This is a genomic window from Bacillus sp. F56, assembly GCF_001748205.1.
GTDB lineage: Bacteria > Bacillota > Bacilli > Bacillales > Bacillaceae > Bacillus > Bacillus stercoris.
In genome coordinates this window covers 193,877-208,498 of record NZ_BDFC01000005.1, presented here as the reverse complement: position 1 = coordinate 208,498, position 14,622 = coordinate 193,877, and the positions used below count along the sequence as shown (strand labels likewise).

At 40.5% G+C, this 14,622-nt stretch carries 16 protein-coding genes, 2 pseudogenes and 1 riboswitch; of the genes and pseudogenes, 11 read left to right on the top strand and 7 right to left on the bottom strand.

Going from position 1 to position 14,622, the window contains the following annotated elements; genetic code table 11:
* Window positions 1-18: 18 nt before the first annotated feature.
* A complete protein-coding gene (gene clpE, locus BFW96_RS05585; protein ID WP_069838870.1) occupies window positions 19-2,118 on the bottom strand; it encodes an ATP-dependent protease ATP-binding subunit ClpE in 2,100 nt (699 codons plus the stop codon).
* 364 nt (window positions 2,119-2,482) lie between these two features.
* Here clpE and BFW96_RS05580 point away from each other — a divergent pair, with 364 nt between their 5' ends.
* The 6 genes and pseudogenes from BFW96_RS05580 to BFW96_RS05555 all read left to right on the top strand — a co-directional run bounded on the left by BFW96_RS05580 (window position 2,483) and on the right by BFW96_RS05555 (window position 7,597).
* A complete protein-coding gene (locus tag BFW96_RS05580; protein ID WP_069838869.1) occupies window positions 2,483-3,526 on the top strand; it encodes a YkvI family membrane protein in 1,044 nt (347 codons plus the stop codon).
* A gap of 126 nt (window positions 3,527-3,652) precedes the next feature.
* A riboswitch (PreQ1 riboswitch) is annotated at window positions 3,653-3,697 on the top strand.
* 127 nt (window positions 3,698-3,824) lie between these two features.
* Window positions 3,825-4,484, top strand: a complete 660-nt coding sequence (queC, locus tag BFW96_RS05575; RefSeq protein ID WP_069838868.1) for a 7-cyano-7-deazaguanine synthase QueC — start codon at window positions 3,825-3,827, stop codon at window positions 4,482-4,484.
* A complete protein-coding gene (gene queD, locus BFW96_RS05570; protein WP_014663755.1) occupies window positions 4,477-4,926 on the top strand; it encodes a 6-carboxytetrahydropterin synthase QueD in 450 nt (149 codons plus the stop codon). Before queC ends, queD begins: the two co-directional genes overlap by 8 nt.
* Window positions 4,919-5,650, top strand: coding sequence for a 7-carboxy-7-deazaguanine synthase QueE (queE, locus tag BFW96_RS05565; RefSeq protein WP_014663756.1), 732 nt, complete (start codon window positions 4,919-4,921; stop codon window positions 5,648-5,650). Before queD ends, queE begins: the two co-directional genes overlap by 8 nt.
* A gap of 17 nt (window positions 5,651-5,667) precedes the next feature.
* Window positions 5,668-6,165: a preQ(1) synthase gene (gene queF / locus BFW96_RS05560; RefSeq protein ID WP_003218613.1), complete on the top strand. Its 498-nt coding sequence runs from the start codon at window positions 5,668-5,670 to the stop codon at window positions 6,163-6,165.
* Window positions 6,166-6,617: 452 nt separating this feature from the next.
* A pseudogene (locus tag BFW96_RS05555) lies at window positions 6,618-7,597 on the top strand (tyrosine-type recombinase/integrase).
* Window positions 7,598-7,609: 12 nt separating this feature from the next.
* On the opposite strand, the gene BFW96_RS05550 reads toward BFW96_RS05555, so the two are convergent.
* The 5 genes from BFW96_RS05550 to BFW96_RS05530 form a co-directional block, all read right to left on the bottom strand.
* Window positions 7,610-7,831, bottom strand: a complete 222-nt coding sequence (locus BFW96_RS05550; RefSeq protein ID WP_069838867.1) for a helix-turn-helix domain-containing protein — start codon at window positions 7,829-7,831, stop codon at window positions 7,610-7,612.
* Between the two features lie 253 nt (window positions 7,832-8,084).
* Window positions 8,085-8,309, bottom strand: coding sequence for a helix-turn-helix domain-containing protein (locus BFW96_RS05545; RefSeq protein ID WP_069839160.1), 225 nt, complete (start codon window positions 8,307-8,309; stop codon window positions 8,085-8,087).
* Between the two features lie 35 nt (window positions 8,310-8,344).
* Window positions 8,345-9,166 carry a hypothetical protein gene (locus BFW96_RS05540; RefSeq protein ID WP_069838866.1) on the bottom strand — a complete coding sequence of 274 codons (822 nt, stop codon included), beginning with the start codon at window positions 9,164-9,166 and terminating at the stop codon, window positions 8,345-8,347.
* A gap of 83 nt (window positions 9,167-9,249) precedes the next feature.
* Window positions 9,250-9,561, bottom strand: a complete 312-nt coding sequence (locus BFW96_RS05535) for a hypothetical protein (RefSeq protein WP_069838865.1) — start codon at window positions 9,559-9,561, stop codon at window positions 9,250-9,252.
* Between the two features lie 13 nt (window positions 9,562-9,574).
* On the bottom strand, window positions 9,575-11,008 hold the full coding sequence (locus BFW96_RS05530) for a lipase (RefSeq protein ID WP_069838864.1): 1,434 nt from the start codon (window positions 11,006-11,008) through the stop codon (window positions 9,575-9,577).
* A 57-nt stretch (window positions 11,009-11,065) separates the two neighbouring features.
* Between BFW96_RS05530 and BFW96_RS05525 the strand changes: the two genes are divergently transcribed.
* The 3 genes and pseudogenes from BFW96_RS05525 (at window position 11,066) to BFW96_RS05515 (ending at window position 12,985) form a co-directional block, all read left to right on the top strand.
* Window positions 11,066-11,383 (top strand): DUF1433 domain-containing protein, encoded by a 318-nt coding sequence (locus tag BFW96_RS05525; RefSeq protein WP_024716279.1) that lies wholly within the window; start codon window positions 11,066-11,068, stop codon window positions 11,381-11,383.
* 783 nt (window positions 11,384-12,166) lie between these two features.
* Window positions 12,167-12,376 (top strand): annotated as a pseudogene (locus BFW96_RS05520) (tunnelling fold family protein); the annotation flags it as partial.
* 318 nt (window positions 12,377-12,694) lie between these two features.
* Window positions 12,695-12,985, top strand: a complete 291-nt coding sequence (locus BFW96_RS05515; protein WP_014663762.1) for a YkvR family protein — start codon at window positions 12,695-12,697, stop codon at window positions 12,983-12,985.
* 123 nt (window positions 12,986-13,108) lie between these two features.
* Here BFW96_RS05515 and BFW96_RS05510 read toward each other — a convergent pair whose 3' ends face one another.
* Window positions 13,109-13,294, bottom strand: coding sequence for a YkvS family protein (locus tag BFW96_RS05510; RefSeq protein ID WP_003232446.1), 186 nt, complete (start codon window positions 13,292-13,294; stop codon window positions 13,109-13,111).
* 166 nt (window positions 13,295-13,460) lie between these two features.
* Between BFW96_RS05510 and BFW96_RS05505 the strand changes: the two genes are divergently transcribed.
* Together BFW96_RS05505 and BFW96_RS05495 are read left to right on the top strand one after the other, a co-directional pair.
* Window positions 13,461-13,655, top strand: coding sequence for a hypothetical protein (locus BFW96_RS05505; protein ID WP_014663763.1), 195 nt, complete (start codon window positions 13,461-13,463; stop codon window positions 13,653-13,655).
* 298 nt (window positions 13,656-13,953) lie between these two features.
* A complete protein-coding gene (locus BFW96_RS05495) occupies window positions 13,954-14,580 on the top strand; it encodes a cell wall hydrolase (RefSeq protein ID WP_003232442.1) in 627 nt (208 codons plus the stop codon).
* Window positions 14,581-14,622 lie beyond the last annotated feature (42 nt).

Here is a 14,622-nt window from a genome sequence, read left to right as displayed (position 1 = left end):
AAAGGAAACCGCTAATTGTTATTTCGCTTGCACTTTGATTTTATCATCTTCTAAAATGACGTGGAAACTTGTGATCTCGCTGTTATCAAGCAGCAGATCAGTCATTTCATCCTCAATCCATTCTTGGATGGTTCTTCTAAGCGGACGTGCACCGAATGAAGGGTGGTAGCCCAGCTCAGCGATTTTTTCTTTCGCTTCAGCTGTCACATGCAAGCTGATGCCCCGTTCAGCCAATGTATCTTCAAGTTCTCCAAGAAGAAGGCTGACGATTTTGACCAGATGTTCTTTTTCCAATGAGCGGAACTCAATAATGCTGTCAAAACGGTTGAGGAACTCAGGTTTAAAGTACATGCTCAGTGAATCAATCAATGTTTGTTCTTCGATGACACTGTCATCTGATTGGAAACCGACTTTCGTTTGTTTCTCGCCAGCACCCGCATTGCTTGTCATAATGATCACAGTGTCTTTAAAGCTTACGGTTCTGCCTTGGCTGTCTGTCAGACGGCCATCTTCCATAATTTGCAGGAACATATGCTGAACGTCTGGGTGTGCTTTTTCAATCTCATCCAGCAACACAATGCTGTAAGGATTGCGGCGCACTTTTTCAGTTAATTGTCCAGCTTCCTCATGGCCGACATATCCAGGAGGTGAACCGATAATCTTAGATACGGCGTGTTTTTCCATGTATTCGCTCATATCGAGACGGATAATAGCGTCTTTTGTGCCGAACAATTCATCCGCCAGTGTTTTAGAGAGCTCTGTTTTCCCTACGCCGGTAGGACCGACAAAGAGGAAGGAGCCGACTGGTCTGTTTTTGGATTTTAATCCGGCGCGGCTTCGTCTTACCGCTTTTGCCACTTTTTGAACAGCGGATTCTTGTCCGATCACGCGTTCATGAAGTTTTGCTTCAAGCTCTTTCATTTTTGTTTGTTCGTCTGCCTGCAGTTTGCCGACAGGAATGCCTGTTTTTTGTTCAACCATTTCCTGAATGTGCTCAGCTTCCACAGTGACAGCGGTTTGAGCGGAGGAGCTGTTCAGTTTTTTCTCCAATGCGATTTCTTCATCACGGAGTTTTGCCGCCAGTTCGTAATTTTCTTCTTCAAGGGCTTTGGTTTTTTCGGCTTCAATTGCAGTTAAGCGTTCAGCCGCATCCTCATCATTCAGTTCATCGATTAACAGGTTGGCTTTTGAACCTGCTTCATCTAATAAATCAATTGCTTTATCCGGCAGGTGTCTGTCCTGAATGTAGCGGGATGATAACGTGACACATGCTTTGATTGCTTCATCACTGAATGTCACGCCATGGTACGCCTCATATTTGTCTTTAATCCCTTGCAGAATGAGGATAGCTTGTTCAATTGAAGGCTCCTGCACCATGACAGGCTGAAAACGTCTTTCCAGCGCAGCATCTTTTTCGATTTGACGGTATTCTTTCAGTGTTGTCGCCCCAATGACTTGCAGTTCGCCTCTGGCTAGGGCCGGTTTGAGAATATTGCCGGCGTCCATTGATCCTTCTGCAGAGCCTGCGCCGACGAGAAGATGAATTTCATCAATGAAGAGAATGACATTTTTTCGTTCCTTCAGCTCAGTGATCAGCTGTTTCATTCTCTCCTCAAATTGGCCTCTGATACCTGTATTTGCAACAAGGGATGCAACATCAAGCAAGTATAGCTCTTTGTTTTTCAGTTTGTTTGGAACATCGCCTTCAGCAATTTTTAAAGCGAGTCCTTCAGCGATGGCAGTTTTCCCTACACCCGGCTCCCCAATAAGAACCGGATTGTTTTTGTTGCGGCGGTTTAGAATTTCGATCACTCGTGCCACTTCATCATCACGGCCGATGACGGGATCGATGAGACCGGCTTTAGCACCGTTTGTAATATTTTGAGCCAGCTCATCAAGCAGCCCTTTTTTTTCGCTTTGTTTTGCTGCGCTCTGTTCTTTCGGCTGGAATGCCTGTTCAAAAGGAAATCCGAAAGATTGAGGACCCATACTCATTGAAGGTTTACGGGTCAGTTCGTTATAACAAGTTTCACATAGAACCATCTGTTTATGAACGGAATTTATTTGCATGTTAAGGCGAATCGTCGCCTCGTTTTGATGACAATGTTGACAACGCATTTGCCAAAACCTCCTTAATAATTTGATCTTCTTTGACCAATAAAAGTGAATAAAAAGGTCTATTGAATTTGACCTTCTTTGACTATTAGTATATGGCAAACGTAACGGCATTCAAAACAATATGCTCAAAGCAACTTTACTTTTTGACTATCTTTGACCAAATGTTTTTTAAAAAAGGCCGGTTTGTTTGACCAACTTTGATTAATAGTATACTCTGACCATCTTTGACTTTCAAGTCTTTTGCACAATATTTTTTAATTTGTTACAAAGTAAAACATGTTTTCTTCGTCTTTTCAAGGAACTTGTCTCATAGGTTATAAAAAGGCATCTATGGACAAAACTGCGGTTCGTTCGGAGGGGAGAAATGGAACAATCAAAAGGGTCTGCAGGTCAGCTTGCTTTTGTGTATGTCGGCACAGTAGTCGGAGCTGGATTTGCGACTGGCAGAGAAATTGTTGAGTTTTTTCTGAAGTTCGGCTGGTTCGGTTTATTCGGCATTCTCGTCAGCGGCGGAATGTTTACGTTACTGGGCGCCAAGCTGATGATCATTTCAAAGCGAATCAATGCCAAGTCATATCAAGAAATGAACATCTTTTTGTTCGGGGCGACGGCTGGGCGGATTATCAATGTATTTATGCTGTTTGTTCTCCTCGGAGTTACATCTGTTATGCTCTCAGGAGCAGGGGCGCTTTTTGAGGAACAATTGGGGATGTCCGCTCAGATTGGGATGCTCATTACAATCGGTCTGAGCTTAATTGTGATGACCAGAGGAGTAAAAGGCATTTTCGGTGTCAATGTGTTTGTTGTTCCCCTTTTAATCATCTTTTCAATGATTGTAGTGGCCGACTCTTTTATATTCAGTGAATCACGAAACGCAGCTCAGTGGGTCTGGCCGCATCGCTGGGATTGGCTGTTATCAGCCTTTTCTTACGGGGCTTTGAATTTATCGCTTGCCCAAGCGGTTTTGGTTCCTCTGGCGAATGAAATGTCTTCGGAGAAAGTGATCAAAAAAGGCGCTTTAATCGGAGGCACGATGCTGACGATTGTGCTGTCCGCGAGCTTTCTGTCTTTGTCGACTCTTCCGGATGTATTTTTGTATGATATACCGATGGCGCAAGTGGTTTATCTTTTTGCAAGATCTGTCCATTTGATTTATTTACTCATTATTTTCGGAGAAGTGTTCACATCAGTTATCGGTAATTTATATGGATTAGAAAAACAAGTACAGAGTTTTCTTCCAATAAAAAGCAAATATATCTTTGCAGCCATTATGATCACGGCTTATATCACGAGCCAAATAGGGTACGGAAAGCTCATTTCAACTATTTATCCTTTGTTTGGCTATGTGAGTCTGGCCTTCATAGGCGCCTTGATTTGTAAAAAGGCTCCTCGGCGGCGCAGTTTATAACTATATATAATGAAGCGAACCGTCACAATAGATCTTGAAGCGGGGACTGACTTTTTTATTGTCAAGAAAAACAACATTATGGTAAGATAGCAGAAGTGAAAAAATTGAAGAAAATCCGTGCGGTATGCGGGAGAGGTTCTAGCTACACCCTCTATAAAAAACTAAGGACGAGCTGTATCCTTGGATACGGCCTTTTTTATGTTTTTCTAGAGCACCTTCCGAAAAGGTGTTTTTTTGCGTAAATCAGCTGTAGCGATGTCTCTCGCCGATGTGTTTATTGCGGAGAAGGAGAGGAATCATGAAAAAAGAAAAAGCAATTGTCGTATTTAGCGGCGGTCAAGACAGCACCACATGCTTACTGTGGGCTTTAAAAGAATTCGAAGAAGTCGAAACGGTGACTTTTCATTATAATCAGCGGCATTCGCAGGAAATTGAAGTGGCAAAATCCATTGCGGAAAAGCTTGGTGTGAAAAATCATTTGCTTGATATGTCACTTTTAAATCAGCTTGCACCGAATGCCCTGACTAGAAATGATATTGAGATAGAAGCAAAAGACGGCGAACTGCCATCCACATTCGTTCCAGGCCGCAATTTGGTATTCTTATCCTTTGCGTCTATCCTGGCATACCAAATTGGCGCGCGCCACATTATTACAGGAGTTTGCGAGACAGACTTCAGCGGTTATCCTGACTGTCGTGACGAATTCGTGAAATCTTGCAATGTAACGGTAAATCTGGCGATGGAGAAGCCGTTTGTGATCCACACGCCTCTCATGTGGCTCAATAAGGCGGAAACATGGAAGCTTGCAGATGAGCTTGGCGCGCTTGATTTTGTGAAAAACAACACGCTGACATGCTATAACGGCATCATCGCAGACGGCTGCGGCAAATGTCCGGCATGCCATCTTCGTTCAAGAGGTTATGAAGAATATATGGTGATGAAAGGAGAGCGTGCATAAATTGTTATCTCAAATTTATCCGCAGGTCCAGCATCCTTATTCGTTTGAACTGAATAAGGACATGCACATCTCAGCCGCTCATTTTATCCCTCGGGAAAGTGCGGGAGCGTGCAGCAGGATTCACGGGCATACGTATACCGTAAATATAACCGTTGCCGGCGACGAACTTGACGACTCCGGCTTCCTTGTCAATTTCAGCGTGCTCAAAAAACTGGTGCATGGAAATTATGATCATACGCTATTAAATGATCATGAAGATTTTTCTCAGGACGACCGGTATTCGCTGCCGACAACTGAAGTCGTGGCGAAAACGATTTATGACAACGTACAGGCTTATTTAGACACTTTGGAGAATAAGCCGGCCTGTGTACAGGTGTTTGTCCGTGAAACACCGACAAGCTACTGTGTCTACCGTCCGAAAAAGGGTGGTTTGAATGGCTAAAGGGATTCCTGTATTAGAAATTTTCGGCCCGACGATTCAAGGAGAAGGCATGGTGATTGGACAGAAAACGATGTTCGTCCGGACAGCCGGCTGTGATTATTCCTGCAGCTGGTGTGACTCCGCCTTCACTTGGGACGGGTCTGCTAAAAAAGATATTCGCTGGATGACGGCAGAAGAAATTTTTGCAGAGCTTAAGGGCATTGGGGGAGACGCGTTTTCCCACGTGACCATCTCAGGCGGTAACCCGGCTCTGTTAAAACAGCTGGATGCTTTTATTGAACTGCTGAAGGAAAATAACATCCGTGCAGCGCTTGAAACTCAAGGGACCGTTTATCAGGATTGGTTTACGCTGATTGATGATTTGACAATTTCTCCAAAACCGCCAAGCTCAAAAATGGTGACGAACTTTCAAAAGCTTGATCACATTTTGACTTCACTTCAAGAGAATGATAGACAGCATGCTGTCAGCTTGAAGGTTGTCATCTTTAATGATGAAGATTTGGAATTTGCCAAAACGGTGCACAAGCGGTACCCCGGGATTCCGTTTTATTTACAAGTCGGCAATGATGACGTGCATACGACAGATGACCAGTCACTGATTGCACATTTACTTGGAAAATATGAAGCGCTTGTTGATAAGGTAGCTGCCGATGCGGAGCTGAATCTCGTCAGAGTGCTCCCGCAGCTGCACACCCTGTTATGGGGCAACAAACGCGGAGTATAATAGAAAGGAAGATGAACATGACGACAAGAAAAGAATCAGAATTAGAAGGTGTAACACTGCTAGGCAACCAAGGCACAAATTATTTGTTCGAATATGCGCCGGACGTGCTGGAATCCTTCCCGAATAAACACGTAAACCGTGATTACTTTGTAAAATTTAATTGTCCTGAATTCACATCTCTATGTCCAAAAACAGGACAGCCTGACTTTGCAACAATCTACATCAGCTACATTCCTGATGAAAAAATGGTTGAAAGCAAATCATTAAAGCTGTACTTGTTCAGTTTCAGAAATCATGGTGACTTCCACGAAGACTGCATGAATATCATCATGAACGACTTGATTGAATTAATGGACCCGCGCTACATCGAAGTATGGGGCAAATTCACGCCAAGAGGCGGAATATCCATTGATCCGTACACAAACTACGGAAAGCCTGGCACCAAATATGAAAAAATGGCCGAATACCGTATGATGAACCATGATTTGTATCCGGAGACGATTGATAATCGTTAATTATTCCGTTGTGTGAAACGGAGTGTGAGACGAAGTGCAGTCACGGTAAAATCCGAACATTAAGCGTCAGTTTTAAGCGAAAATGTGACCCGGTCACAATTTGGCGGCCCTCTTGTGACCACGATCCTTGTCTTTTTAGACGGGGATTTTTTAATGCGTTCGTTTTAGTTTTTCAACAAGATTACATGAGGTGATGTTTAGTTATTGTGCGATATTTGCGGCGCGATTTGATTCGTTAACTCCTCGGTAGCGTCTTCGTGCGTTAGTTCGTCGTATTGTTAGTGAATAGCTTCGTTCGTGTTTCGTTAAAATTAGTAATATTATACTGTTTTTTATTCGTGTTTTAGATATAAAAGGCAACTTTTCTTTAGTTATATCAATTTAATTTTCGTGTTTTTGTTGAAAATGATTATTTGAATGCCTATCCTTTCTAATGAAAGGAGTGTTTGAAAGTGACAAAAAAGAAGGATATTTTCACTGTCAAAGAGGATTTAACTGAGTTATCTAATTTAATACATAAATTGAGTTCATCCAATTCTTTTAAGGGCCGTACAAAGATTGAAAAAGCTCTTATTACTGTATTGAGGCAAATGGAGGTTGCGGGGAGTAGGAAGCGGACCATGAGTGATTATCGTCTTCACGTAACAGACTTCATGAAATCAGAAGGCCTGACGTTTTTAGACGAAATAACTACGGAATCAATTTATTTATGGCTTGAAAAAATGGATGTCAGCTCACAAACAAGACTAATACGTCTAAAGTGTCTTAAGGCTTTTTTGACCCGCTGTTTTGATAATGGATGGCTTGAAACGAAGTTTTGGAAGAGCATTAATATAAAAGTTGACAAACAAATTAAAGAAGGGGCGACAGAGCAGGATATAAAAATACTTTTATCCGTACTAGATTTAAAAGACTTTGTCCATTTGCGCGATGCTACGGCTGTTCTCCTTATGTATAAAACGGGGATTCGCGTAAGTACCCTGACAAACCTCGAGGAAAAACACATTGATCTCTCGGATAAATTACTAAGATTGAACGGAGATATTCTTAAGAGTCGCGAATCTTTATTGCTACCGTTCGATGATGTACTTACACGCATGCTAGACGTTTTAATGAAGCAAAACAAAGCCATCAGATATCAGTACAAAAGGATAATAACTTCGTTTTTATTACGAAACAAGGTGGACCTATCGCGAGGGGACCATCAAACAACAACATACAGAAGCGTTTAAATAAGTACGCTCGTGAGTATGGATTGAAAAATATTAATCCGTATTCTTTACGAAGGGGTTTCGCTAAATCATTACTTGATAAAGGCGCTAGATTAACAGATATATCAAAAGCGCTCGGCCATAGCGATCTTTCCGTAACAACACAGTATTTGTCTCTAGATAAGAACGAAGTAGTAGAAAATCTACGGGAATTTTTATAAAAAGACGCCGATTTATTCAGCGCCCTCTTCCGTTTCTTTTACTTCGAATAATTCTTCGTATTTGGCTCCGGTTGTTTTCATTATCGATGCGACATGCCAGTCGTAGTGCCTTTCGGAATTATCAAACCGAGATATCGACGCCTGTGGAACACCAGATCTCCGCGATAATTCGGATTGCGACCAGTTTAACTGCGAAAGAACCGCACCAAGACGAGGCTTTACCGTAAGTTTCATTTCGATCACCTCGTGATAATTATAACGGAAAAACTGTCCGAAATGTCAGCTTTCGCAACCTCACGTGCGCCCTCCAAACGCTTTACAAAACTAAATAAAGTCATTATGTTGGGAGAATACCGAATAAAGATAGCCTATAAAAAAAGAGAAGGAGGCGGGGGAGGGGGAGGTTGGAGCCAGAACCGGCATTCCAGACGGTATTTAATTGCGTATATCAAAAAATCACTTTGACTCTATGAAAAAAAGACGCCGATTATTCAGCGTCTTCTTCCGTAGCTGCTTTTATTTCGAATAACTCGTCTACTTCTACCTCGAGCGCCTTCGCAATAGAGAAAACATGCCAATCTTCGTGGCGGCTGTTTTTATCGAATCGCGAAATCGAACCTTGCGGAACGCCCGATGCTTCAGCGAGCCTCACTTGCGTCCACCCTTTGTCCTTCATAACGGCGTGTAGGCGTGGTGTAGCGTTTAACTTCATTTCGATCACCTCTGCGATGTTAAATTTTAAGTTACTCAATTTATCTCTTCACTAGAGCTGCTTTGTGTGTTAATCCTAGAGAAAGATTTTCTTGAAATTATAACAAAAATAATTGAACTTGAAAGTAATACAAATAGAGCTACTATTAAAAATCGTATCTTGTAGGAAAAAACTAATACGGAAAGAGATATCAACATAATAAGTAAGGGTGTAACAGATCTTTTATTAACAATGAAGTGTTTCTTTTCAATCAAATCATCCATACTCGCTATGAATAAGAAGAACCATAATACAAATGAAATGAGTTTAGTTATTTGCCAGAAATTATGTGCTGAATTTGTAACTATGAAGAAAATCCATAAACCCAATACACTCATAAAGGATAAAAAAGGAGGTTTTACAATAGCCAAAAATTTTCCCCCATAGTACTCCATAGTTCCTGATAAAGTTACGTTATTCAAAGGTCGCTCTGATAATTTAATAAGATTGGTCGATTTTAAAATCTCTTCTTCAATCTTTTTAGCCATCTCATTATTTTCTATGTTTTTTCTATTCAAATATTTATTAACTTCTATGTAAGTTTTTGAATCTAATAAAGGCAATTTAGTATAAACAAAATTAATAAAATCTTGTTTATCTGTATTACTATAGTAATTCTGTAATATATCAGAATAAAGTTGAAGAAATGCTTTCATTTCTTCCTTTTTGTATGCTTGTTCATTATCTAGAGTAGATTTAAATTGTCTGTTAAACCATATAAAAATAAATAAAGATATCAACAAGCTTAGAAATAATAAAGGTTGTCCTTCAAAATATTTATCCATTATTTGAATTATATGATCAACTATTTTATCCAAATAACCACTCCTTACTGTGAAATCGGTTCAACTTATAAAGATTATCATTTTTATAGAATTAGATTGATAATTAAAGTGGCTTTTTATCTCGTTTTAAAGCTATTAACGAATGTTTCTCCGTCGTTCTCGGCGTTAACGACAAGCTGGGCACTTTCACTAATCCGCTGAGCGAGTGCTTTTTGCGCTTTTCCCTCGAAGCTGTATAAAAGGGCTGAATAAACATCATTTAATTCTTCCTGTAGCGAATTCATTTCGAACTTAGGTTTAAGATTTTTTCGAACCGTCTCTAGCTTAGTATTTGCCACTTGCGTCATACCTGATTTTAACATTTGACGCTGCAGCTGTTTTCGCATTGGATCATCTTTATGTTCTAAAAGGTTATCTAACGTTGGCATTGCTTTGTCACTCCTATAATCTCAGCCAATTGGCAAGCATCTGATCTTTTTCTTCAAAATCGTCGGCGATTTTATTCAAGAAGCCGCCTATTTCTTCAAGGTCTGTAATCGCTGCTTGTAGTGAATCTATGAATGATTGTTCAGCTTGTGTGTCGTAAAATATCGGTCCTTTATCGTAAGACTGGGCTAAATCTTCTAACGTATTGGTTACATCCTGCGAATTAAGCTGATCATAAAAGCCATGCCCAACTTGACCGTAAAATTCCGTTTTTAGTTCAGCAACTTTTTCGTCGTGCTCTTGATAGGCATTCTGCGCTTCTTTTTTCATCGTTCTGAGATCCTCGACCATCGCGTCAACTTTTTCGGCAAGTTTTTTTGCACTTTTTGGCGTTACTTTAATGGCATCCCCGCCTCCGATCGCGCCAGCCGGCAGCATTGCGTTTAAGTTTTTATCGTACACAAGCTCATCGCCGTTTACGTTCGTGATATTTCCGTTTTCATCAAATGTAAAGTTGGCTTCATTTAGACCGTGTGTATCAGGATTACGAAGAATAACAGTATCTATAAAGTAGACGAGGTTCTTTTCGATTTGGTCACCCCATCTTCCACTCAGTCTTTGTTTGCGATTGATCTGTGAAAGTACAGGGTTTTTTGTGTAAATTGTGGTCCCGTTGTGGCGGTCATATTCGTTCCAATAACCAGCTCCGACCATATCATCCGGGTTGATAATAGACCTCACGTAAGGGTCGTACAAGCCATCGTTTATTTCTTCTTGCTTATTATCAGTATGTAGTTTGACGACAGAAGGGCTGTTAAACGCGACCCCATAAATATCATTGTTTACCGCACTGTATTCAGCCTCTGCGCCTCCGAGTGAATGACCTGTTGTTGAAACAATCGTCGATGTTCCGTTATACTTTCTTTTAACTTCTTTAATGAGTTGGTCTGCTTGGTCGATTTGCGTTGTTTTCGTAATGAGTTTATAGTTTCCGGTTGTAAGCATCGCGTCTTGGGAAGGTGTACCGTTGTATTCTCCGAGTGTTTTAGACGTGTCTTTCGCGTCCTTTTTAACGATATAATGAGCTTCTTTTTTGGGGTCGCTTCCAAAAACAATGTTGCCGCCGTCAGCTTTTGCGCCATCATTGATCGGGTCTTTTCCGATATCCGTTCCCGCAAAGGATACGACAACATTTTCTGGATTTTTGGATTTCACCCATTTGCCGTTTTTCTGTTCCGCTTGCACTAATACAACCGCGTCAAGCCCTGTGTCATCGTCTGATTTTATTTTGTCGACGTACCAATAAGTAGGATTTGAAATGGAAGAATTAATACGTATATAATCGTTGTTCTTTAATTTCTTTTTGAGATAATCATAGTTATAAGCACGCTGACTCATCCTATAATATGTTTCATCCGTAAGGCTTGAAGTCCTAATTTTCTTGCTCAAGATATACAACACCTTTCATGTCATGTAAAATAATGAAGGGAAAGGGATGATCTTTTTTTGAAAAAATACCTTATTATTCTACTATTGTTAATTATAACTGTTGGGGGACTGATTATGAAGCATCAATATGATGTGAAAAAGGAAGAAAGTGCTCTTTTTGAAAAAGCTAAAAGTAAAATGACTGAATACCTTCATAGTGAATACAAGGGTATAGAGAAAATTTCTTATTCCGAGGAATATTTTATTGATCCAACTGGTGGAATTACCGTTGAGGGATATCTTAATGGCGATAAAACAAAAGAGTTTGATGGTTTATATGATCCTGTTAGTGACAAAATAGGAAGCTCTTCTGTGGACGCAGAAGAAAAATCTTAAGACGCCACGCTGGCGTCTTTACTTTTGTGTTATACCTTCACTTGCCTCAGATAACGTGGACCATTTTTCTAAACCGCGAGCTACATGCGTACCTTTGTCTGCTATTGTCGCGTATGCTTCATATATTATGGCTTCAAACACTCTAACCGATAGATCCTTCTCTTTAAAGAATAGTCATACTTGTTTTTCTCTTTCAGTTAACATTTTCGGAATGGAAATATCAGTTCTTACCGTGCGTTGCGACGAGATCTTGGGGCTTGGGTGGTCAGACGTCGATTTCGAGCGGAAGATCCTAACGATTCGCCAAACCCTTTCGAAGATAGCCGATAAAGCTAATTACGGACTGGTTCCGGAAGCCAAGACGATAAACGCGTTTTGTACCGTTAATTTGCCGGATCGTTAGGTGGTATCACTTATTGCGCATAAGGGATAATCGATCATGAGCGGATCGTGCTCGGTGATAAATACGACGACAACGACCTGGTCGTATGTACGAAAAACGGAAGCTGGGTGCATCCGAATAATTTCCGGAGTTCATTTAACGTAACCCGCGATGGTTTAGGCTTACCGAAAATACCGTTAAAAGGACTACGCCACATTCACGTGACATATCTCGTTAGTATAAGAACGGTTGGGTCACGCGAATATTAAAACGACGCTCGGATCGTATAGTCACGTCTTGCCTTCTGCAGCGCTGAGTAGTCGAAAAGCGAGATCGTTTGATTGCGGAGTGTGACCGCAGTGTGACCGTAGGATTGACGCGGAATTTAAGCCCCATATATCCACGAAGACTGCATGAATATCAACATGAATGACTTGATTGAGTTAATGGACCCGCGCTACATCGAAGTTTGGGGCAATTTCACGCCAAGAGGCGGAATTTCCATTGATCCGTACACAAACTACGGAAAGCCTGGCACGAAATATGAAAAAATGGCCGAATACCGTATGATGAACCATGATTTGTATCCGGAGACTATTGATAATCGTTAAAGGTACAAGATGTCCTTACATAGACGTGGGTAACACTACGTCTATTTTTTGTTTTTTAAAGCATCTTAGTTACTCGTTCTACACATCCTGATTATATAAAAAAGACGAGCGAATCCGGGGGGAATTCCACTCGCCGCTTTCTAATGAAAAGACGGGATGCTGGATGGCAGCTCGTCTGTTTTATTATAATTTAACGAACGTATGTTTGTAAAGGTGTCTTTTCTAAAGAAATGGTGAACATAACGATCAGAACAGATTTATTGTGAAAGTTCGTTAAGGTATGCTAAGATGCATGAACCGTAAAGGAGCTGATAAGAAGTGAAGACACTGCGATTAAACAATGTAACATTAGAAATAGCAGCATATCAAGAAGAAAACGAGCCGAAGCGCAAAATTGCATGTACCCTAAACGTTACGAGTGAGACTTACCATGATATCGCCGTCCTGTTGTATGAAAAAACGTTTAATGTCGAGGTTCCGGAACGCGATCTTGCTTTCCGAGGTGAAATGACAAATTATTCAACGTCATTGACCAACCTGTACGAACCAGGGGCCGTCAGCGAGTTCTATATAGAAATAACGGAAATAGACCAAAACGCCGATTCATAAATCGGTGTTTTTTTATGTAAAAAAGCTGCCGGCCGGCAGCTTTTGAGAAAGCGAATTTCATATGTAAGGTGTTTAATTGTCCGTCTTGCAGTTTTTTTGAATCAATGTGGAAATAAGGAGGTTTTAATAGGAGTCTCTGATGATCTTATAATTTTTATGATTAACAACTGTCAATGAATCTAACTCAAGATCCCGATAGTTATCCATGATCGTCACATCAACGATAACAGAATTCTCATTTACTTTTTCAACAACACCGGTTAATCCGTTTTTAAATTCAATGACATTCCCAACCTTAGCGATTTTCACAAGCTTCCTCTCCTTTAAACATAATAATGCCTTTTGAAAGTATTTTGCAGTATTTTCATTGAGAAGTAAAGCGATAAGGAGTTTTATCTCCCTTATGAATTGTCCTGTCGCATTAAAGATGATATATTGATTTTCGTCAATAGAAAGAAAAGGGGGGGAATTTTCGTTGCATCCCGAAGAGATCACAGAAATGATTGAACAGCTGCGCACCGGCGCCATAAACGAACTGAGAGTCCAAAAAGAGCATTTCCTTGATTTCAGGGCTGTGTTATCTAAACAAGATGATTTTAAACATTTCCGAGGAATTGCCCAGCAAGGCGGAGATGTCATATTTCAATACTTAGAACAGCCAAGAAGCTGAAGGTTTCTCATATGTGAGAAGCCTTTTTATCATATATGACAGAATACAAGCCTTTTATTACATCCGTCTGTAACAGATGTAAATAAAATGTAAAGTGTTATAAATGGATAAACATGTATCAATTTGACAAGATTTATAGAATTTCAGGCTGTTTTTCTGCCAGTAAGCAGTGAGTCATCCTCTTTATTCCATCCTGATGCCTCCTTGGGAGAGTTGGAAAATCTTTTTCCGTGAAAATGAATGGATCTCTTGTTAAGGTAATGAAGTGTTTTTTTGAGCACTTTAAGGAGGAAATTGTATGACAACGAAATTCACTGCTCTGGCTGTTTTTCTTCTTTGTTTCATGCCTGCAGCCAAAATTGAGCATACACAAGCTTCACTACTGAGCGCAAAGAAGACAAAACATGAAGAAGCGAAATGGCTTACACATATAGATCGAAATACGAATGAATCTTTCCCTTCACTGTCTGCTGATAAGGACAAGAAAATAAAACCGATTAAGCTATCAGCACACACTGAAAAGAAAGAGAAAGATAAACCGGACAAAACAAATGATGAGAAAGAAACGTATACACAGTCTGAAAAAGAGTTGCTGTCCCGTCTCGTTCACGCAGAGGCCAAAGGAGAATCATATAAAGGCAAAGTCGCTGTAGCAAGCGTTGTACTGAACAGAACGGAGAAAAAAGGTTTTCCTGATACGATTAGAGGAGTTATCTATCAGAAAAACGCCTTTGAACCGGTCGCAAACGGCAGCATTAATCAAAAGCCTGACAAAGAATCGATTGAAGCTGCCGAAGAAGCACTGTCCTCAAAAAATAGAGAAACAGATGCCATCTTCTTTTATAATCCGAAAACAGCGTCAGATAATTGGATTCGTTCAAGAAAAATCGTCGAAAAAATCGGCAGACACGTTTTTGCCGTTTAAGCATAGAAGAGACAATAGGTCTCAACTGTGCTTTTTTTCATA